The 18,416-nt window shown below is 69.8% G+C and carries 15 protein-coding genes; 6 read left to right on the top strand and 9 right to left on the bottom strand.

Translation table 11 applies throughout. The features are described 5' to 3' along the window. Nucleotides 1–5 precede the first annotated feature (5 nt). The 5 genes from AB0M54_RS31565 to AB0M54_RS31545 form a co-directional block, all read right to left on the bottom strand. Nucleotides 6–1,049, bottom strand: a complete 1,044-nt coding sequence (locus AB0M54_RS31565) for a hypothetical protein (protein WP_364475323.1) — start codon at nt 1,047–1,049, stop codon at nt 6–8. Then, entirely contained in the window at nt 1,046–1,711 is a 666-nt protein-coding gene (gene sigM / locus AB0M54_RS31560; protein WP_364475321.1) for an RNA polymerase sigma factor SigM, read from the bottom strand. The genes AB0M54_RS31565 and sigM overlap by 4 nt, the downstream gene beginning before the upstream one ends. A 41-nt stretch (nt 1,712–1,752) precedes the next feature. Beyond that, the gene (locus AB0M54_RS31555) at nt 1,753–3,300 is read right to left on the bottom strand and encodes a protein kinase family protein (RefSeq protein WP_364312305.1); all 1,548 of its coding nucleotides are present in this window, start codon (nt 3,298–3,300) and stop codon (nt 1,753–1,755) included. Between the two features lie 178 nt (nt 3,301–3,478). Then, on the bottom strand, nt 3,479–5,320 hold the full coding sequence (murJ, locus tag AB0M54_RS31550; protein ID WP_364475320.1) for a murein biosynthesis integral membrane protein MurJ: 1,842 nt from the start codon (nt 5,318–5,320) through the stop codon (nt 3,479–3,481). A gap of 276 nt (nt 5,321–5,596) precedes the next feature. After that, nucleotides 5,597–6,478: a hypothetical protein gene (locus AB0M54_RS31545; RefSeq protein ID WP_364475318.1), complete on the bottom strand. Its 882-nt coding sequence runs from the start codon at nt 6,476–6,478 to the stop codon at nt 5,597–5,599. A 49-nt stretch (nt 6,479–6,527) separates the two neighbouring features. Here AB0M54_RS31545 and AB0M54_RS31540 point away from each other — a divergent pair, with 49 nt between their 5' ends. Genes AB0M54_RS31540 through AB0M54_RS31530 form a run of 3 tightly spaced genes read left to right on the top strand, consistent with a single transcriptional unit; the run spans nt 6,528 to nt 8,850 of the window. After that, the gene (locus AB0M54_RS31540; RefSeq protein WP_364312311.1) at nt 6,528–7,955 is read left to right on the top strand and encodes a CCA tRNA nucleotidyltransferase; all 1,428 of its coding nucleotides are present in this window, start codon (nt 6,528–6,530) and stop codon (nt 7,953–7,955) included. A gap of 21 nt (nt 7,956–7,976) precedes the next feature. Further along, the gene (locus AB0M54_RS31535; protein WP_364312314.1) at nt 7,977–8,438 is read left to right on the top strand and encodes a methylated-DNA--[protein]-cysteine S-methyltransferase; all 462 of its coding nucleotides are present in this window, start codon (nt 7,977–7,979) and stop codon (nt 8,436–8,438) included. A gap of 55 nt (nt 8,439–8,493) precedes the next feature. Further along, a complete protein-coding gene (locus tag AB0M54_RS31530; protein WP_364312317.1) occupies nt 8,494–8,850 on the top strand; it encodes a hypothetical protein in 357 nt (118 codons plus the stop codon). An 8-nt stretch (nt 8,851–8,858) separates the two neighbouring features. On the opposite strand, the gene AB0M54_RS31525 is transcribed toward AB0M54_RS31530, so the two are convergent. The 3 genes from AB0M54_RS31525 to AB0M54_RS31515 form a co-directional block, all read right to left on the bottom strand. Then, entirely contained in the window at nt 8,859–9,143 is a 285-nt protein-coding gene (locus AB0M54_RS31525; protein WP_364312320.1) for a hypothetical protein, read from the bottom strand. Nucleotides 9,144–9,257: 114 nt separating this feature from the next. After that, nucleotides 9,258–10,337 carry an inositol-3-phosphate synthase gene (locus tag AB0M54_RS31520; RefSeq protein ID WP_364316924.1) on the bottom strand — a complete coding sequence of 360 codons (1,080 nt, stop codon included), beginning with the start codon at nt 10,335–10,337 and terminating at the stop codon, nt 9,258–9,260. A 17-nt stretch (nt 10,338–10,354) separates the two neighbouring features. After that, complete coding sequence (locus tag AB0M54_RS31515) at nt 10,355–10,969, bottom strand: PadR family transcriptional regulator (RefSeq protein WP_364312323.1); 615 nt, start codon at nt 10,967–10,969, stop codon at nt 10,355–10,357. A 152-nt stretch (nt 10,970–11,121) separates the two neighbouring features. Here AB0M54_RS31515 and AB0M54_RS31510 point away from each other — a divergent pair, with 152 nt between their 5' ends. The 3 genes from AB0M54_RS31510 to AB0M54_RS31500 all read left to right on the top strand — a co-directional run bounded on the left by AB0M54_RS31510 (nt 11,122) and on the right by AB0M54_RS31500 (nt 16,041). Beyond that, on the top strand, nt 11,122–11,559 hold the full coding sequence (locus tag AB0M54_RS31510; RefSeq protein ID WP_364475317.1) for a DUF5318 domain-containing protein: 438 nt from the start codon (nt 11,122–11,124) through the stop codon (nt 11,557–11,559). 350 nt (nt 11,560–11,909) lie between these two features. Beyond that, on the top strand, nt 11,910–14,480 hold the full coding sequence (locus AB0M54_RS31505; protein WP_364475315.1) for a transglycosylase domain-containing protein: 2,571 nt from the start codon (nt 11,910–11,912) through the stop codon (nt 14,478–14,480). A gap of 91 nt (nt 14,481–14,571) precedes the next feature. Next, complete coding sequence (locus tag AB0M54_RS31500; RefSeq protein WP_364312330.1) at nt 14,572–16,041, top strand: glycosyltransferase 87 family protein; 1,470 nt, start codon at nt 14,572–14,574, stop codon at nt 16,039–16,041. 76 nt (nt 16,042–16,117) lie between these two features. Here AB0M54_RS31500 and AB0M54_RS31495 read toward each other — a convergent pair whose 3' ends face one another. Continuing rightward, nucleotides 16,118–18,415 carry a hypothetical protein gene (locus AB0M54_RS31495; protein WP_364475313.1) on the bottom strand — a complete coding sequence of 766 codons (2,298 nt, stop codon included), beginning with the start codon at nt 18,413–18,415 and terminating at the stop codon, nt 16,118–16,120. Between the last annotated feature and the right edge of the window lies 1 nt (nt 18,416).

Below are 18,416 nucleotides of genomic sequence, written 5' to 3'. Positions count from 1 at the left end.
GTCTCTCAGCCTACCTGCACGGCCTTGCGCACCTGCGCGCCGCGACCGGACGCGCCGCAGTCGGGGCCGGTCGCCCACGACTGCGTGACCCCCTCGGCGGTGAACCGCACGATGAGGGCGGGAGCGGCGTTGAATCGGGCGTAGTCGATCGACTGCACGGTGATGCGGCCGGCGCCGTTCTGGTTGGCGATCGCCTCGAGACAGGCCCTCAGCGCGTCACTCGAGCCGAGCCGGCTCAGCCCGGGATCGGCCGGCAGCACGGGCATCGCCCCGCCGGTCCGGGCCTGTTCCTGCGCCGGGGGCGCCGACAGCGGACCGTCGTCGGCGGTCTTCGGGGCCGCGTTGTTGAACGGGACGGTGTTGCGCAGCGACCGCTCCGAGTAGTTGGTTCCGGTGGCGTTGACCTGGCCGGCGAACGGCCCGTCGACCAGCCCGGACGCGCCGCCGGCGGAGGCGATCTCGGGGGCGTTCTGCGGCATGTCGGCCGCACCGGCCGCACTCGACGTGGCGTTGTCCTGGGAGCTCTTGCTGTTGCTCAGGTAGGCGGCGCCGAAACCGGCGAAGGCGACGACCCCCGCGGCCGCGGCGATGGGTGCGGCCCAGCGAAGGCGGCGCCGGCGCGACGTGTTCTTGCGCTCAGACCGTTCGGTGGGTACGGAAACTTCGGTGGGTACGGAAGCTCCGGTGGGCGCGGAAACTTCGGTGGGTACGGAAACCAGGTGGCGGTCGGCGCGAACCGGCTCGAGATGGGGCTCGGCGGGCGTGGCGAGGTCGGCCGGAATCGTCGAGGGGTCGGCGATGGGCGATCGGAACGCGTCGTCCAGGCGTACCCAAAGATCGTCGGGCATTTGCTCGGGAGCGGAACCCATCGCACTCAGCTCGGCCGAGACCGAGTCCATTCCCGGGGACAGCAGGGCGTAAGCCGAACGCCACTCGGGGTCGTCGGCGACCAGGCGCGCGACACGCTCGTGATCGGGCCCGTCGAGGGCGTCACCGATGTAGTCGGCCAGCAGGTCGACATCGACCGTGCCGAACTCGTCCGCGGTCATCGGCTTTTCCTCCCCTCGGACCTCGCCTGCACCGACCCGGATGGGACGCTGCCGGTCGGCTGGTGGTTCCCGTGACCATCGTCTCCCTTGCGGAGATGGCCGAGCCGCAGAGCCATCCGTGCCCGGCCGCGCGCGCATCTGCTCTTGATCGTGCCCTCGGCCACCCCGAGGATCTCGGCGGCCTCGGCCACCGGGTAGCCCTGGACGTCGACCAGCACCAGCGCGGCCCGCTGCTCGGCCGGCAGCTCGGCCAGCGCCTGCCGGACCACCAGCGCGGTCTCGTGGTCGCGGACCGGTGCGGCCGGCTCGGGACCGGTCGCGGCGGCGCCGTCGTCGGTGTGCCGGCCGTCCGGCAGCGGCACGGTCGGGTGGGCCTGGCGCTTGCGGACGCGGTCGAGGCAGGCGTTCACCACGATGCGGTGCAGCCAGGTCGTGACCTGGGCGTCGCCCCGGAACCGGGCGGCCGCGCGGTGGGCCGACAGCAGCGCGTCCTGCACCGCGTCGGCGGCCTCTTCCCGGTCGCCGACCGTTCGCAGGGCCACCGCCCACAGCCGGTCGCGGTGGCGCCGGACCAGCTCGGCGAACGCCTCGGGGTCACCCTCGACATGGGCGTGCAACAGCTCGGCGTCGGTCACGCCCTCGGTTGCACCGCCGGTGGTCACGCTGAGAATCTAGTCGACACCGGCGAGTCGCCGGGACCCGGTCAGTAGCCCCACAGCTCGAGGTTGTTCATCGTCAGCTTGTACTTGCCGCTGCCGTCGTCGGCCTTCGGCAGGTCGGTGATGAACACCAGGATGTACTGGTATTTCTGGTCGGGGTCGAAGACCGGGAAGATCTCCTTGGTCCCGTCGGTCTTGCTGGTGTCGGCCTCGCCGAGCTTCTTGTAGCTCTCGACGATCTTCTTGTCGCCCTGCGAGCTGTCGCCCGGGTCGCTCGTGCCGACCCGGATGTCCATGGCCACACCGGCCGTGGTGGTCTCGACCCGGACATCGGCGATCGATCGCGGCGACGGGAGGTGGATCAGCACGCCCATGCCCGGCTTGTTGTTGCCGAAGTTGGACTGGTTGTAGCGCTGGGTCTCCCAGCCGGATTCCTTGTCGTCGTCGACCGTGAACTCGGACTCGCCCTTGTCGCTCCGGCTGCCCTTGGGCGGGTCGACGATGCGGACCATGTCGGCGGTCAGCGGGATCTTCGCCGGCGGCGGCGCTTCGGCCTGGCCGCCCGGGGTCTGCTCGCCGCCGTCCTGCCCGGCCGGCGCGGTGCCGGCCTGGTTGGTCTGCGTCGGGTCGGGCTTGCCCGAGTTGCTGATCGCCCGGATGCCGAAGATCAGGCCGACCAGCGCGATCACGACCAGCGCGCCGACCCCGAAGACGATCTTGCGGGTGCTGCGGACCGGTTCGGTCGCCGTGCTGTTCTGGGCGAACCGCAGCGGGCCGACATCTTCGTAGTCGTCGTCGGCCGCGTCGAGCCGGTCGAGTTCGGCCGCCAGGGCGTCGGCATCGGGCGCCGCGACCCGCTTGTCGAGCAGGTCCATGGTCAGGTCGTCGAGGTAGGCCGGCACGCCCGCGCGGATGGTCCGCGGCGAGGGCAGCACACCGCTCGCGTCACGGTCGGCGTCGGGCAGCGCGGACTGGCCGAGCTCGGCATGGGGCCACGTGCCGGTGAGCGCGTAGTAGAGAAGGCCACCGACCGCCCGCACGTCGCCCTCGGTGGAATCGGCCGAGTCGGCGCGCGCGTCGGCCAGCACGACCCGGCCGTCGTCGCCGATCAGGGTCGTTCCCGGGTGCACGTTGCCGTGCACCATGCCGGTGGCATGCACCGCGGCCAGGGCGTCGGCGATCGAATGAGCGATCGCGGTGGCCCGGGCCGGCTCGAGCGGGCCGTTGGCGGCGATCAGGTCACGCAATGCCTCGCCGTCGACCCACTCGCGCACCACATAGGCCCGCGCACTCTCGTCGATCGCGTCGTACACGCCGCAGAGGTTGGGATGAATCACCCGGCTCGCGGCGACCGCGGCCTGAAGCATCTCGGTGGCCGAGTCGCCACCCGGATAGCGCAGCACAACCGCAACTGGGCGGCGGAGGATCACATCAATACCGCGCCAGACCTGACGGCCGGCGCTGTCGTTGTTGACGTGTTCCTCTAGCTGGTAGCGCTCCGCCAGGATCTCACCGACGGTGGGTGCACCGAAGGTCATGACCGGACCGGACTCATCGGCCGTGGTCTCCTGGCCTTCGCCGACCTGGGTCACCCGTCCTCCCTCGGTGGTGCACACGTGTCCAGAGCGACCTTACCCGCCCGCCGCCACCGGCCCACAGGTCATCCCCCTGGCGCGGCAGCGCCAAACAAAGCCCTGGCTGGGGTGGTTCGTCCGAATGGCGGAGCCGAACTGTCTGATCAGAAAGTTATCCACAGCTTGTGCATAGTCGTCAACGTCCAAGTTTGCGGCGGACCGTCCCGACGACCTGGCTGATCTCGGACACCCGCAGCAGAGCGGCCACCCCGAGGTAGGCCACGAGGATCACCGCACCACCCGCCACCAGCTGCAGCAGCGCGTCGAGGCGGTCCGGTTGGCCACCACCGGGCAGCAGCCGCACCACCAGCCAACCCAGCACACCGGCCACCGCCGCGGCCACGAAGACCTTGAGCACTGCGGCGACCAGGGAGCCGAGGTTGAGCCGGCCGATCCGACGCCGCAGCACCGACAGCGAGATCACCGCGGAGAGAGCGTACGAGATGGCGTTGGCCGCCGTCATCCCGGCCGCGGCCATCGACTCGGACAGCACCCGGGCGAGCACCAGGTACCCGGTGACGCGCAGCGCGACCACCGGGATGTTGATCAGCGCGACCGTCTTGTTGCCCTGCAGCGAGTAGAACGCGTACGTGCACAGGTAGCTGATCGACAGCGGGATGACGACCAGCGAACCGGTGACCAAAACCGTGCCGGTGGCGTGCGCGGCATCGAGGCTGAAGTTGCCACCCTGGAAGAGCGTGACCGCGATCGGCACACCGAGCACCGCGTAGACCGCCGCGATCGGGGCCAGGGCCGTCGTGACCAGCCGGATGCCGCGGCGCAGATCTTCGCTGACGTCGGCGAACCGGCCCGCGGCCGCGGCCGCGCTCATCTTCGGCAGCAGGGCGGTCATCACCGACACCCCGATGATCCCGTGCGCCATCATGGTCAGCAGGTAGACGTAGTTGTAGGCCAGCGTGCTCGCGTTGTCGTTGCCGGAGACGCCGCTCAGCTGCCGGACCACGATGAAGACCCCGACCTGGTTGGCCACCACGTAGCAGAGCATCCAGCCGGCCAGCCGCCCGATCTCGCCGAGCCCGAGGCCGCGCGGGTCCCACCGCCAGCTCCACCGGAAACCGACCTTGTGCAGGGCCGGCAGCAACCCGAGCGCCTGGACGATCATGCCGAGCAGGGTGCCGCCGCCGATCACCGCGACCCGGGCCGGCGTCATGTCGGCGATCGTCAGGCCGTCGGGGCTGTTGAGGAACAGCAGGAAGACGCCGCAGGCCGCGATCACCACGACGCTGTTCAGGATCGGCGCCCACATCGGTGCGGTGAAGTGCCCGCGGACGTTGAGCACGGCGCCGATCAGCGCGGACAGAGCGGTGAAGAAGATGATCGGCAACATCAGGTACGCGGACATCGTGACCAGGTCGCGATACTCGGGCGTGGTGCTGCCGCCGGACTGGATCCAGGTGATGACCGGCGCGGCCAGGACCACCAGGACCGTCGCGATGCCCAGGCTGACCATGGCAAAGGTCAGGAGCTTCTGGGTGTACGCCTGACCGCCGTCCGGATCGGCCTTCCGGCGGCGCACCAGCAACGGGATCAGGACGCTGGTCAGGATGCCGCCGAGCAGCAGCTCGTAGATCTGGTTCGGCAGGAACTGGGCGCTGGTGTACGCGTCGCCGACCGCCGAACCCAGCGTCATGCCGACCAGGGCGTTGCGGACGAAGCCGATGACCCGGCTGACGAAGCTCCAGACGGCCATGATGGCGCTCTGCCGCGTGGTGCCGGGCACGGGCTGCTCGGGCGGGAGCGCCTCCTCGGCCGCCACCACACCGGGCGTCGGCCCCTCGGACGGGATGACGCCGCTGTCCTCGGGACGTGGCTGGTGGTCGTCGTCCGGCCCGCCATCCTCCGGATGGACGGTCTCGGGCGCCTCCGGCTCGTCGAGGTCGCTCGGGCTGACGTCGGTGGCCCCGGGCGCGCCGCCCTGGTGTTCGGCGTGCGAACTGCGGTACAGGCCGCCGGTCACGCTGTTCTCCCCTGCTCGTCTTTCGCAGCGAAGCCTAAAGCCGTGGCGTGTGAGCGCGCCCACCGCACCGCCCCCGATGCAACTTTCCAGCCGTCTTGTGCGTCTCGTGCGCGCGTGCGCGCGCGCACGCGCGCACGCGCGCAAGGACCGCCACCGCCCCCGCCCTCTGGGTGGGCGGGAACGTAGCGCGGGCGGCGGGATGGGCCTGGGCGTCATCCACAGGACGGGAGTGTTCCGGCGTCATCCACAGGCCGGGGCGGTGTGCGAGGAGACGTGCTAGACGCAGCGGCGCAGCAGGGTGCCGGGTGCGGCGCCGGCCAGGGTCTCGACCATCCAGCAGGCCTCGGCCGGCACCAGGGGCTCGCTGAGGGCGTCCAGCACGGTCGGGTGGTCGCAGCCGGCCTCGGTCAGCACGTGCACCAGCTCGGACACGTGGGAGAGGTCGCCGCTCTCGGTGATTTGGCGGGCGGACGGGCGTACCCGCGCGAAAAGGGGGTTGTCGGCGAGCTCGGCCAGCCGCCGGTCGGCCAGCCGGAGCATGCGGTCGAGGTCGGCCCGGGGGAAACGGTGACCGGAGCGGACCTCGGCGTGGGGCTGGTCGGCGGTCAGGTACCGGGTGATCGTGGCGTCGTCGAGCACCCGGGGGGACGGCCACCAGGCGGCGTCGGTGAACAGGGGCAACGGTGGCTCGCGGCGCGGGTCGGGCGGTTCGTCGCCGGGCGGCGGGCGCAGCAGGGAGCGGTAGGCGGCCGTGCGGACCTGGGTGATCTCGTGCCCGTTGTCCTCGGGCAGCGCCGGCGCGAACGGTGAGAGCAGGGCCACCACCAGGCCGGGGTGCGGGAGGGTCGGATCTTCCAGGGCGATCACCCGGGCGCAGAGATCGAGTTCCCACCAGCGCAACGCGGCCGGCAGCGGCAGACCGGGCGCGGTCCAGCCGAGCTGGATCGGCTCCAGGCTGGCCGGGCTGCGCAGGCCGAGGGCGCGCTCGCCGCCGTCGAGATCGGCCTCGAGGACCAGGGCGTAGCCGCCGACGACCGGGAAGGAGACGTGCAGCGTCGGCCGGCTCTCGGTGAAGCGGTCACCGGTCAGGACGCTGGCCCAGAACGCGGGATCTTGGCTGAGGCGGCTCAGCGCCTCAGAAACGGGCACGACGCCCATCCTGCCCGCTTCCGCCGGTCGCCGCCACGACCGATACGCTGGTCGTCCCATGTCTGTACTGAACTCGGCGCAGCGCAACGCCGTTGCGGAGCTGCTGCGCGTCTCTCCGATCTCCGACGAGCTGGGTCGCCGCTTCGCCGACGCCGGCCACGAACTCCATCTCGTGGGCGGGTCGGTTCGCGACGCGTTGCTCGGGCGGCTCGGCGACGACCTCGACTACTGCACCGACGCGCGGCCGGAACAGACGCTCGCGGTGGTCAAGGGCTGGGCCGACGCGATCTGGGAGACGGGGCGCGAGTTCGGCACGATCGGCGTGCAGAAGGACGGCCTGCGGATCGAGATCACGACGTTCCGGGCCGAGGCGTACGACGGCGTCACCCGGAACCCGATCGTCACGTACGGCGATAATCTGCTCGACGACCTGCAGCGGCGCGACTTCACGATCAACGCCATGGCCGTCTCGGTGCCGGGGCACCAGTTCACTGATCCGTACGGTGGCCTGCAAGATCTCGCGGCCGGCCTGATCCGTACCCCGGCCGCTCCTTCCCTCTCCTTCGGTGATGATCCACTTCGGATGCTGCGGGCCGCCCGGTTCGCCTCGAAGCTCCGGTTCAAGGTTGACGAATCGGTCCTCTCGGTCATGCGGGACATGGCCGCCGACCTCGACCGGATCACCGCCGAGCGGATCCGGGACGAGTTCACCAAGCTGCTCAGTGGCGCCGACCCGGTCACCGGCCTGCGGCTGCTCGTCGACACCGGGCTGGCTGACCGCTTCCTGCCCGAGCTGTCCGGCCTCAAGCTCGAGATCGACGAGCACGCCCAGCACAAGGACGTGTACGAGCACACGCTGATCGTGGTCGAGAACGCGATCCGCCTCGAGGGCGACACCGGGCCCGACTTCACCCTGCGGATGGCCGCGCTGATGCACGACGTCGGCAAGCCGGCCACCAAGGACGTCGGCCGCGACGGGCGGGTCAGCTTCCACCACCACGAGGTGGTCGGCGCGCGGATGACCAAGCAGCGCATGAAGGCGATGCGCTATCCCAAGGACGTGACCTCCGACGTGGTCGAGCTGGTCGCTCTTCACCTGCGCTTCTACGGGTACGGCCGGGGCGAGTGGACCGATTCGGCGGTACGCCGCTACGTCACCGACGCCGGACCGCTGCTGTCCCGGCTGCACAAGCTGACCCGGTCCGACGTGACGACCCGGAACCGGCGCAAGGCGGCGCAGCTGGCCGCCGACTACGACGCGCTGGAAGAACGGATCAGCCGGCTGGCGGCCGAGGAAGACCTGGCCCGGGTACGCCCCGATCTCGACGGCAACGCGATCATGGAGCTGCTCGGCGTCCCGCCCGGCCCGATCGTCGGCAAGGCCTGGAAGCACCTCCGGGAACTGCGCCTGGACCGTGGCCCGCTCGACCGTGACGAGGCCGAGGCCGAACTGCTGAAGTGGGCCCGGGACCAGAACTTGTCGTAGGGCCCGAGCAGAATCGTCGCCATGCATGTGGTGGTGGAGTCGCCGATCGGTCCGCTGGGAGTCTCGCTCGACGGTGCGACCGTCGTCGGGGTGCGGTTCGCCGCGTCCGGGCCGGTCGAGGGCGCCGGGCCGGTGGCCGATCAGCTGCGTTCCTATTTCGCCGGGCGGCTGACCGAGTTCACGCTGCCGGTGGAGATGCGCGGCGGGTCCGAGTTCGAGCGGTCGGTGTGGGCCGAGATCGCCAAGATTCCGTACGGCGAGATGGTCACCTATGGCGAGATCGCCACCGCGCTGGGTGATGTCGGGTTGTCCCGGGCCGTCGGCACGGCGTGCAACCACAACCCGGTGCCGGTCATCGTGCCGTGCCATCGGGTGGTCGGGGCCGGGGGCAAGATGGTCGGTTTCGGTGGTGGGCTGGAGCGCAAACGGAAGCTGCTCGAGCTGGAGGCGCGGGTCGCGCTGGAGCGCTCCTGGGGCGCATAACTAGATGATAGATGTCATGTTGACTCATGACTATAGGCAAGAGTAAAAATGCGGCATGGACTCAGGAGGAGCTGCTCACGAAGAGGCAATCGCGCATCTTGGGAAGCTGTTCGAAAGGCTGAGGTCGATCAAGGCGATCGCCAACGAAACGGAGGCGCAGGTCTACGACCAGTGGTGCGCACTCAGCAGCGCCTTCGCCACCGAGATGATGATCAAGTTCCGAAAGGAGACCACCCACTGCCCCACGACAGTTGCGCCGGCAGTGACGTCGTTCTTGGCCGAGGCGACCGACATAGATCGCTTTGCTGAGGAGGCGCGCGACCGCGGGGATGTCGATGAGGAGGTGAGATGGCGCGCGCTCGCCGATAAGACGCGAGACCGCGTCGCGCGGCTTGAGAAATTGATCGCCTGACGATCGGCTCAGCGACGACACGGTGAGGGGGCCACCGGGCCGCTGGGGCCGACCGGGATCTCGCCGTCGGGGAGGCGGGCGAGCATCGAGTTCGGCAGGCACGGGCGCGCGCTCGGCGAGACCTGCTCGATGAAGGCGGAGACCTGCATCGTGGCCTGGCCGGTGGCGGCGCCGCTGATGGTGACCTGGACCGTGGTGTTGCCGGGGACCGGGGCCTGCGGCGGGGTGTTGCCGGGGCGGGCGCACGCGGCCACCAACGACACCAGTAATACAGCGCTGCCGAGCGTACCCATCAGAAGGTTGGTGGGGTGACGGGTCGGGTTGGCCGGCGTGGGTGGAACGGCCGACCGGATGACACGAGGGGCCGAGCCATCGGCTCGACCCCCCGGGGACGTCACGCGACGAGTTTAGCGCTCGATCTCGCCCTTGATGAAGGCCTCGACCGCCGCCTTGGCGTCGTGGTCGTTGTACTGCTCCGGCGGCGACTTCATGAAGTACGAGCTGGCGCTCAGGATCGGGCCGCCGATGCCGCGGTCCTTGGCGATCTTGGCCGCGCGGACGGCGTCGATGATCACGCCGGCCGAGTTGGGCGAGTCCCACACCTCGAGCTTGAGCTCGGCCATCAGCGGGGTGTCGCCGAAGCTGCGGCCCTCGAGCCGGATGTAGGCCCACTTGCGGTCGTCGAGCCACGGCACGTGGTCGGACGGGCCGATGTGCACGTCGCTCTTCACCATCTCGTGCGGGATCTGGCTGGTCACCGACTGGGTCTTGGAGATCTTCTTGGACACCAGGCGGGTGCGCTCCAGCATGTTCATGAAGTCCATGTTCCCGCCGAAGTTCAGCTGGTACGTACGCAGCAGCTCGACGCCGCGGTCCTCGAACAGCTTGGCCAGCGCGCGGTGCACGATGGTGGCGCCGACCTGGCTCTTGATGTCGTCGCCGACGATCGGGAGGCCGGCGTCGGTGAACTTCTGGGCCCACACGGGGTCGGAGGCGATGAACACCGGCAGGGCGTTGACGAACGCGCAGCCGGCGTCGATGGCGGCCTGGGCGTAGAACTTGTCGGCCTGCTCCGAGCCCACCGGCAGGTACGACACCACGACGTCGACCTGGGCGTCACGCAGCGCCTGGACGACGTCCACCGGCTCGGCCGACGACTCGTCGATGATCTCCCGGTAGTACTGCCCCAGGCCGTCGAAGGTCGGTCCACGCTGGACGGTCACCCCGGTCGGGGGCACGTCACACAGCTTGATGGTGTTGTTCTCGCTGGCGACGATCGCCTCGGCCAGGTCCATGCCGACCTTCTTGGCGTCCACATCGAACGCTGCGACGAAGGTCACATCGCCGACGTGGTAGTCGCCGAAGGTCACGTGCATGAGACCGGGGACGCGGTCGGTCGGGTCGGCGTTGCGGTAGTACTCGACGCCCTGGATCAGGGACGAGGCGCAGTTACCCACACCGACGATGGCGACGCGGACGGAGCCCATCGCGTTTGCCTCCTTGGTCATGATGACCGGTCCTCAGGCGGGCCCGGATCTGCGGGGGATGTCTCCCCTTCCGTCGTACGCGCGGAAGGGGAACGGCCGGAGCGCTCATTCGTGATCAGCTCCTCCAGCCAGCGGACCTCGCGCTCGCAGGCGTCCAGTCCGTGTCGTTGCAGCTCGAGGGTGTAGGCGTCGAGCCGGTCCGAGGCCCGCGCGAGCACGTCGCGCAGCCCCTCCCGACGCTCCTCGACCCGGCGGCGGCGACCCTCGAGGATCCGCAGCCGGGTGGCCCGGTCGGTCCGGGCGAAGAACGCGAAGTGCACGCCGAAGCCGGCGTCGTCGTACGTCTCGGGACCCGCCTGGGCGAGCATCGCGGCGAACCGCTCCTTGCCCTCGGCGGTGATCTTGTAGACGACCCGGCCGCGCTTGCTGGTCAGCGGAGGGGCCTCGGCCACGTCGGCATTGCCCGCCGTGGTGATCCAGCCGCCGGTCTGCAGGCGCTTGAGCGTGGGGTAGAGCGTTCCGTAGCTGATCGCGGCGCGCAGCGTGCCGAGTTTGGTGGCGAGTTCCTTGCGGAGCTCGTACCCATGCATCGGGGCTTCTTGCAGGAGGCCGAGGATGGCCAACTCGATCATCCCGATCCCCCCTCTCCGATGTATCGCCCCGATACATCGCAACCGTAGAGCGGGTCGGAACAAACGGCAACCAGATCATGCGTACGCGACCACGGCGCCACCCTGCGTGATGACTGTCGCCGGGACCGGGGTGACCGCGTACTCTCTACGCCGTGCGGACGCAGCGGCAGGTGGTGGACTACTCGCTTCAGAAGCGAGCGCTGCTGCGTGACCTGCACAAGGGGCTTGTCGGGACCCTCGAGGTCTGCGATGCGTCGCCGTACCTGAAGAACGCGGCCAGATTTCACGGTGAACCCACCGAGGACCGCTGCCCGGTCTGCCGTCTCGACAACTTGACCCTGGTGCACTACATCTACGGCGACGAGCTCAAGCAGTCCGCCGGACAGGCCCGCAAACTCGCGGAACTTCCGGTCCTGGCGATGACACTGCGTGAGTTCCAGGTGTTCGTCGTCGAGGTGTGCCAGTCCTGTTCCTGGAACCACCTGACCGAGCAGTTCCTGCTCGGGCGGGATGCGTTGGACGCCGACGAGCCGGGCCGGGACGCGGCGGCAGCGGGGTCGACGTCACACCGATGGGAGGGTCGTCGATGAACCGATCCGCCCTCGCTAACGTGGACACGTTTGAGACCGGTACGGGCATCCAGCCCCGCAATCGGTCATTCTGGACATCCGACAGGACGGCTGTGACCGAGCAGCCCATGACGTCAGTCTGTGACGCCGCCTGTGGCAGCCCCTCCAGGGCTACCCGGGCGCGGCACCTCGACCGGTAGGTGTGACCGATGAACTCGTACGGCGATCCGCAGTCTGCGCGCGCCCGGGCCAACGTGCCCGGGTCCGGGCCTGCTCCTACGCCTGACGCCTATCGGCGTGGCTCCGCCCCTGGCGGCCGTGCCGGCGTGAGTGGCTCGGCCTCCGTGGGCGGAACCAGCGGCCGTGTGCCCGTGGGCGGACGTGCCTCGGTCGGCGGCCCCCCGATGGGCAACGCCCCCGTGGGCTCGGCCCGGGTCGGTGGTCGCGCGTCGGTCGGCTCCGCGTCGGTCGGCTCCGCCTCCGTGGCCCGTGCCGCGGTGCGTCCCGGCCCGTCCTACGACCAGCTCGAGGGCCCCGGCGGCGGACCGGGCGGACCCAAGGGCAAGGACCTGACCAAGTCGGCCAAGAAGCGCCGCCGGGCGAACATCCTCACCGCGGCCGCGGCGATCGTGGTGATCCTGCTCGGCGGCGGCGTGGTGGCCGGCACGTGGTTCTTCGACGACGTGCAGCTCACCGAGCCCAAGGCCGAGGACCAGGTCACCCAGCTGTTCGCGTCGAACGACAAGACGCTGCTGGCCACGGTCGGCGACACGAACCGGTCGCTGGTGCCGTACCAGACCATCAACCCCGTCATCAGCGAGGCGGTGATGGCGGCGGAGGACAAGAACTTCAAGGACCATCACGGCATCGACATGCTCGGCATCATGCGGGCCGCGTGGAACAACTTCACCGGCGGCGACACGCAGGGCGCCTCGACGATCACCCAGCAGTACGCCCGGCACGCGGCGGAGCTGAAGGAGATCAGCTACAACCGCAAGCTGCGTGAGGCGGTCATCGCCCGCAAGATGGAGGACCACTACTCCAAGGAAGAGATCCTCGGCCGCTACCTCAACTCGGTGTACTTCGGCCGGGGCGCGTACGGCATCGAGGCCGCCGTGAAGGCGTACTTCGGCAACAACCGCTCGTCGATCACCCAGCCCGGCGCCAAGGGCGCGATCACGCCGGCCGAGGCCGCGGTCATCGCGTCGGTGATCAAGCAGCCCGAGCCGTCCGCCACGCACCAGGGCTACGACCCGCAGAACAGCCTCCAGAACGCCAAGGAGCGCTGGCAGTACACGCTGAACAACATGGTCGAGAAGGGCTGGCTCAAGCCCGCCGACATGCCGGCCAAGTTCCCCACGGTGCAGAAGTTCGACCCGAACAAGTGCCGCACCGACTGCGGCAGCCAGCAGGCCACGGGCAAGATCGTCAAGTACGTCAAGAACGAGCTGCGGGCGATGGGCATCTCCTCCGAGGAGCAGTCGAAGGGTGGTCTGCGGATCACCACGACGATCGACCCGGCGGTGCAGAAGGCGGCCGAGACCGCGGCCAACCGGGCCAACGAAGAATCGCCGCTGCACGACTTCGAGGCGACGTACAAGACGGCGCTGACGGCGGTCGACCCAGGCACCGGGCGGGTGCTCGCCTACTACGGCGGCCCGAAGGGCACCGGCTGGGACTACGCCGGGCCGAACTACAACGACTCGGGCGACTTCATCGGCGGCGGCCGGCCCCCGGGCTCGTCGTTCAAGATCTACACGTTGCTCGCGGCGCTGAGCGACGGCTACGGCTTCGACACCACCTGGGACGCCGAGGTGAAGAAGATCGGCGGCGACGCGATCAACAACGCCAGCCGGGAGAACCTCCAGTGTGACAAGCGGCGCTGCTCGCTCGAGACGTGCACGATCCAGTCGTACAACTTCTGCTTCTACCACCTGGCCGCCAAGCTCGGATCGGACAAGGTGGCCGAGGCCGCCCGCAAGGCCGGCGTCAACTTCATCACCGGGCAGCAAGGCCGCATCGACCTGAACAAGGTCACCGATGAGGCCAAGCTCAAGGCCCAGCTCGGCAACGAGATCGGGTACGGGCAGTACCCGATCACCCCGCTCGACCACGCGAGCGGGGTGGCCACCCTGGCCAACGACGGCGTCTACAACAAGGCCCACTTCGTGAAGACGGTCATGAAGCGGGACGCCGCGGGCAAGTTCCAGGCGTACAAGAAGGAGAAGAAGACCGACAAGCAGGTCTTCGAGAAGAACGTCGTGGCGGCGATCGACCACGTGCTGCAGAAGATCCCGGGCAAGAACGACAAGACGCTGAAGGACGGCTACAAGGCCATCGGCAAGTCCGGCACCTGGGAGTTCAAGGACGGCAGCACCAGCCAGAACGGTGACGCCTGGTTCGTCGGCGGGACGAGACACATCGCGGCCACGGTCTGGATTGGCCGTGAGAAGGAAGTCAAGAAGAAGATGGTGCCGCAGCCGATCTTCAAGACTCCGAACGGCAAGAGCGGCATGAGCGGTGGTTCGGTGCCGGGCGAGGTCTGGAAGACCTTCCTCGACCTCGCCAACAAGGCGATGGACTACCCGAAGGACGACTTCCTGCCGGACGAGAAGGTCGGCGACCCGAACAAGAAGGGCAACGGCCTCCCCCCCGAGAAGCCCGAGAACCCGGCGTGTGACCTGCTCGCCCAGTTGTGCCAGGACGGTCAGAACCCGCAGAACCCGCCGAACCCGGGTGGCATCAACATCCCGGGTCTGCCCGGCAACAACAACGGCGGCCAGAACAACGGCGGCCAGAACAACGGTGGGCAGAACAACGGTGGCGAGAACAACGGTGGCGAGAACGGCGGCGAGAACGGCGGCGGCCAGAACGACGGTGACCCCACCCAACCGGGCGATAACACCGATCAGGGCGGCGGTCAGAACGCCGAGCCGAATTAGCGGCGCTCACCGGTTAGCTGATGGCGCTCGTCCCCGCACCGCCGGGGGCGAGCGCCGTTTTCGTGTGGTTCATGAGGCATGATGCCAAGTCATGAGCACCGAGCCTGATCACCTCGAGAAGCCCGCAGCGTCGGACGCCTTCGTCCGCGGTCTGTCCGAGGCGATCGGTGGCCCGCTCGGCACACACGCGGTCAACCCGAGCTCGCGGCCCGGCCGGTTCTGGACCGCCGCCCGCATCGTGCTGGCGCTCTGCTGCCTGACGCTCGCCCTGCACTGGGTGCAGAAGTCGCCCTGCCGGGACGGCGACTGGCAGAACAACATGCAGTACACCCGGTTCTGCTACACCGACGTGCTGGCGCTCTACTACGCCGAGGGCCTCAACGAGGGCAAGGTGCCCTACCGCGACCACGCGGTGGAGTACCCGGTGGTCACCGGCCTCTTCATGGGCGCCGTCGGCCTGCCGGTGCACGCGATCGGCAAGAACAACCCGGCCATCAACCAGGGAACCTGGTTCTACGACGGCACCGCGCTGCTGCTCGGCGTCCTGGCGGTGGCCACGGCCGGCGTGATGCTCGCCCTGCGCCGGCGACGACCATGGGACGTCGCGCTCTTCGCCCTGTCCCCGATCCTGCTGCTCGTCACGACCGTGAACTGGGACTTCCTCGCGATCGGCCTGTACGCGTTCGGCCTCTACGCCTGGACCAGGCGACATCCGGCGCTGGCCGGCATCCTGATCGGGCTCGGCGGCGCGGCCAAGCTGTGGCCGTTGTTCATCCTCGGCCCGCTGCTGATCCTGAGCCTGCGCTCCAAACGGGTGCTGGAGTGGGGCTACGCGTTCGCGGCGGCCCTCGGTGTCTGGGTGGTGGTGAACGCGCCGGTGCTGCTGCTCTGGCGCGACTCCTGGATGCGGTTCTTCGACCTGAACACGACCAGGCCGATCGACTGGGGCACGATCTGGTACATCGGCCGCTTCCTGGACACCAAGTGGAACACCGGGGTGGTCGGCGACCAGGGCCCGTTCCAGTGGCTGAGTGACCACATCCCGGTGCTGAACTGGGTCAGCTACGGCCTGTTCTTCCTCGCCTGCGGCGGGATCGCGCTGCTCACCCTGCTCGCCCCGCGCCGCCCCCGGCTCGGCCAGGTCGCCTTCCTGGTGGTCGCCGCGTTCTTGATCTTCAGCAAGGTGTGGTCGCAGCAGTACGTGCTCTGGCTGTTGCCGCTGATCGTGCTGGCCCGGCCGAAGTGGGGCGCCATCCTGGCCTGGACGGTCGCCGAGATCGGGTACTTCGCGGCGTTCTACGCGGAGCTGCTCGGCGCGGGCGGAAAACCGGTGATTCCCGAGGGTACGTTCGTGCTGGCGTCGGGTCTGCGCCTGGTCACCGTCCTGATCCTGTGCGGGCTGGTGATCCGCGAGATCTGGCGACCCGAGCTCGACGCGGTCCGCGAGTCGTACGCCGACGACCCGGACGGCGGCATCCTGGACGCCGCTCCGGACGCCCCGTGGATACCCCGGTTCCAGCAACGCTTCCGGCGTACCAAGGTCGAGGCCGTTTCCAGCTAGTTCAGTTTCCAGCTAGCTCAGGCTCCAGCTAGCTCAGGCTCCAGCTAGCTCAGGCTCCAGCTAGCTCAGGCTCCAGCTAGTTCAGGCGGAAGACCACGGTGTCCTCGTCGACGTCCTCGCGGCGGATGCCGAAGGTGTCGACCGGGACGTCGCCGGCCTCCTCCCACGCGGTGCCGGCCACCCGCGACCGGACCAGGATCACCGTCTGGACGCCGGCCCGGCGCAGGTAGTCGATGCTGGCCTGGTCGGGGAACGAGGCCACCGACTGGCGCAACTCGGCCTGCCCAGCCGCGGCGAAGCCACCGGACCCGTTGGCCAACGGCTGGAACCGGGTCGTCGACCACAGCATCGCGATCTGGTCGCCCTGTGCGGCGGTCGGCAGGACCAGCGTCGCCGAGCTGTCGCCGCGCATGGTCGACGGCTGGTCGGGCTGCACCGGATGGGGCGTCGCGTTGATCGTCTCGGCCAGCACGAGCAGCAGCGGCACGAACGTGGCCAGCCGCAGCCACGGGCCGGGGAACGGGGGAATGCGGTGGGACGCCCACTGCTCGGCCCGGCGAACGATCTCGGCCGCCGCCCCGGCGGCCAGGATCGCCAGCAGCAGCGTCACCCAGAGCATCAGCCGGCCCGGGATGCGCGTGCCGAACGACGCCGGGTAGTGCCCGAACAGCGGCAGGTAGGTCCACTTGCCGCCGAGGAACGAGGTGCCCATCGTCAGGATCACGCTGACCGCGAGCCCGGCGACCAGGATCAGCCGCTGCCACCAGCGCCACACCGAGAAGACCAGTCCGGCCAGCGCCAGGGCGTAGAGCGCGAAGCCGGGCAGCAGGGTCATCTCGGCCGGCCAGCCCAGCGCCGCCCGTGGCACCTCGTGCGCGCCGCCCCAGACGCGTGACTCGGCCGGGGCGATCAGCAGGCTGCGCCACGGCGCCGAGAAGAAGCCGATCTCGTCGCCGGCCGGCCCGCCCGCCGGCACCCGGATGTACGGAATCGCGATCAGCGCGCCGATGCACGCCACGATCATCACGCCGAGCAGGTCGGCGATCCACACCCGCCAGCCGAGCACCGGCCGCTTCAGCTTCCGCCGGCGCTGCCGCCACCACCGCAGCGGGACGCCGAGCACGATCAGCAGGACCACCCCGACCAGGACGTACGCGAACGGGATGCCCAGCGAGAACCCGAGGCTGACCTGCCACGCCGCCACCAGCCAGCCGGCCGCGACCCAGCCCGAGTGGCGTCGGGCCGGCCGGAATCCCCACCGGATCGTCCAGCCGTGCCCGCGGGCCAGCATCGCCAGGGCCAGCGGGATCCCGCCGGCTGACACGATGTCCAGGTGGCCCTCCTGGGCGAGGCGCCAGGGCGCGAACGCGAAGGCGACCGCCGCCACCGTGGCCCCGGTTTTGCCGGCGCCGAGCTGCCGGACCAGCGCGTACCCGCCGATGAACAGCAGCGCGTGGGCCAGGACGAAGAGAATGTTGTAACGCAGCAGCGCCGCGGCCGGGCCGTCGCCGAGCAGGCCCGCGGGCGCGTAGCCGAGCAGGCTGTCTCCGAAGGCGAAGCTGTTGTGTTCCGGGTAGAAGGCGTTGGACTGCCACAGCTGCGCCGGGTCGGTGAGCAGCGCGTGTCCGGTCCAGGCGATCTGCCAGGCCTGCCGGGCCGGGTCGAAGAGCTCGTGCGGGGTGGTGTGCAGCGGATATTGCAGGGCGGGCCAGGTCAGGGCCACGGCGAGCAGCAGGCCGGCGTAGATGACCAGGGCGTACTCGCTGCGGAAGGCCCGGCCGACGCGGCGCAGGGCGCGGCGGAGCCGGCCGGGGGCGCGCTCGGTGGTGGCGGCGAAGGCCGACCACGGGTCGGGCGGCGCATCCGCGGGGCGCTCGTCGGGCAGCGCCTTCTTCTGCCTCTTACGCTTCTTCTCCCCCGCGACCTTCTTGCCGGCGTCGTCCGCCTTCTTCGCCTGGTCGGCGGAGTCCCTATCGGTCTGCTTGTCCGGCTCGACGTCGAGGCCGGCCGCCGCGCGCTCGACCTCGCTCACCGCCGGCCCGGTGGGTGGCGCCCCGATCCGGGAGGATCCGGCCGGACCGGCGGGGGTGACCCCAGCGCCCTTGATCTTCCCGGTGAAGGCCGTCGGTCCTTCGCTCCCTTGAGGACCGGCGGGCGCCTGCCCGGCTCCCCGGATCAACCGCCGGGCGAGCCCGCCGAGCCGCCGCCGGCCGGAACCCGCCGGAACCGGCTCGAGGTCTGTTTTCGTCTCACCGACCGATTTCTGACCGGCCTCGGCCGGCTTGGTGGTCGCCGCCGCCGGCGGCTCGACGCCCGGCGGTGGGGACTGCTCAGGGATGGCCGCCTCGCTGGGCGAGGGCTGGTCCGTCGTCATC

Origin of the sequence: Actinoplanes sp. NPDC051470, assembly GCF_040682035.1 — a bacterium.
Classification (GTDB): domain Bacteria; phylum Actinomycetota; class Actinomycetes; order Mycobacteriales; family Micromonosporaceae; genus Actinoplanes.
Note: the sequence above shows the minus strand (reverse complement) of the source record. Positions and strands in the feature narration are given on the sequence as shown.

Excerpts from the sequence above, each read along its gene's own strand:
- AB0M54_RS31565 (WP_364475323.1), bottom strand. The coding sequence starts at position 1,049 with ATGACCGCGGACGAGTTCGGCACGGTCGATGTCGACCTGCTGGCCGAC.
- AB0M54_RS31545 (WP_364475318.1), bottom strand. The coding sequence starts at position 6,478 with ATGGGCGTCGTGCCCGTTTCTGAGGCGCTGAGCCGCCTCAGCCAAGAT.
- AB0M54_RS31540 (WP_364312311.1), top strand. The coding sequence starts at position 6,528 with ATGTCTGTACTGAACTCGGCGCAGCGCAACGCCGTTGCGGAGCTGCTG.
- AB0M54_RS31535 (WP_364312314.1), top strand. The coding sequence starts at position 7,977 with ATGCATGTGGTGGTGGAGTCGCCGATCGGTCCGCTGGGAGTCTCGCTC.
- AB0M54_RS31530 (WP_364312317.1), top strand. The coding sequence starts at position 8,494 with ATGGACTCAGGAGGAGCTGCTCACGAAGAGGCAATCGCGCATCTTGGG.
- AB0M54_RS31525 (WP_364312320.1), bottom strand. The coding sequence starts at position 9,143 with ATGGGTACGCTCGGCAGCGCTGTATTACTGGTGTCGTTGGTGGCCGCG.
- AB0M54_RS31520 (WP_364316924.1), bottom strand. The coding sequence starts at position 10,337 with ATGGGCTCCGTCCGCGTCGCCATCGTCGGTGTGGGTAACTGCGCCTCG.
- AB0M54_RS31515 (WP_364312323.1), bottom strand. The coding sequence starts at position 10,969 with ATGATCGAGTTGGCCATCCTCGGCCTCCTGCAAGAAGCCCCGATGCAT.
- AB0M54_RS31500 (WP_364312330.1), top strand. The coding sequence starts at position 14,572 with ATGAGCACCGAGCCTGATCACCTCGAGAAGCCCGCAGCGTCGGACGCC.
- AB0M54_RS31495 (WP_364475313.1), bottom strand. The coding sequence starts at position 18,415 with ATGACGACGGACCAGCCCTCGCCCAGCGAGGCGGCCATCCCTGAGCAG.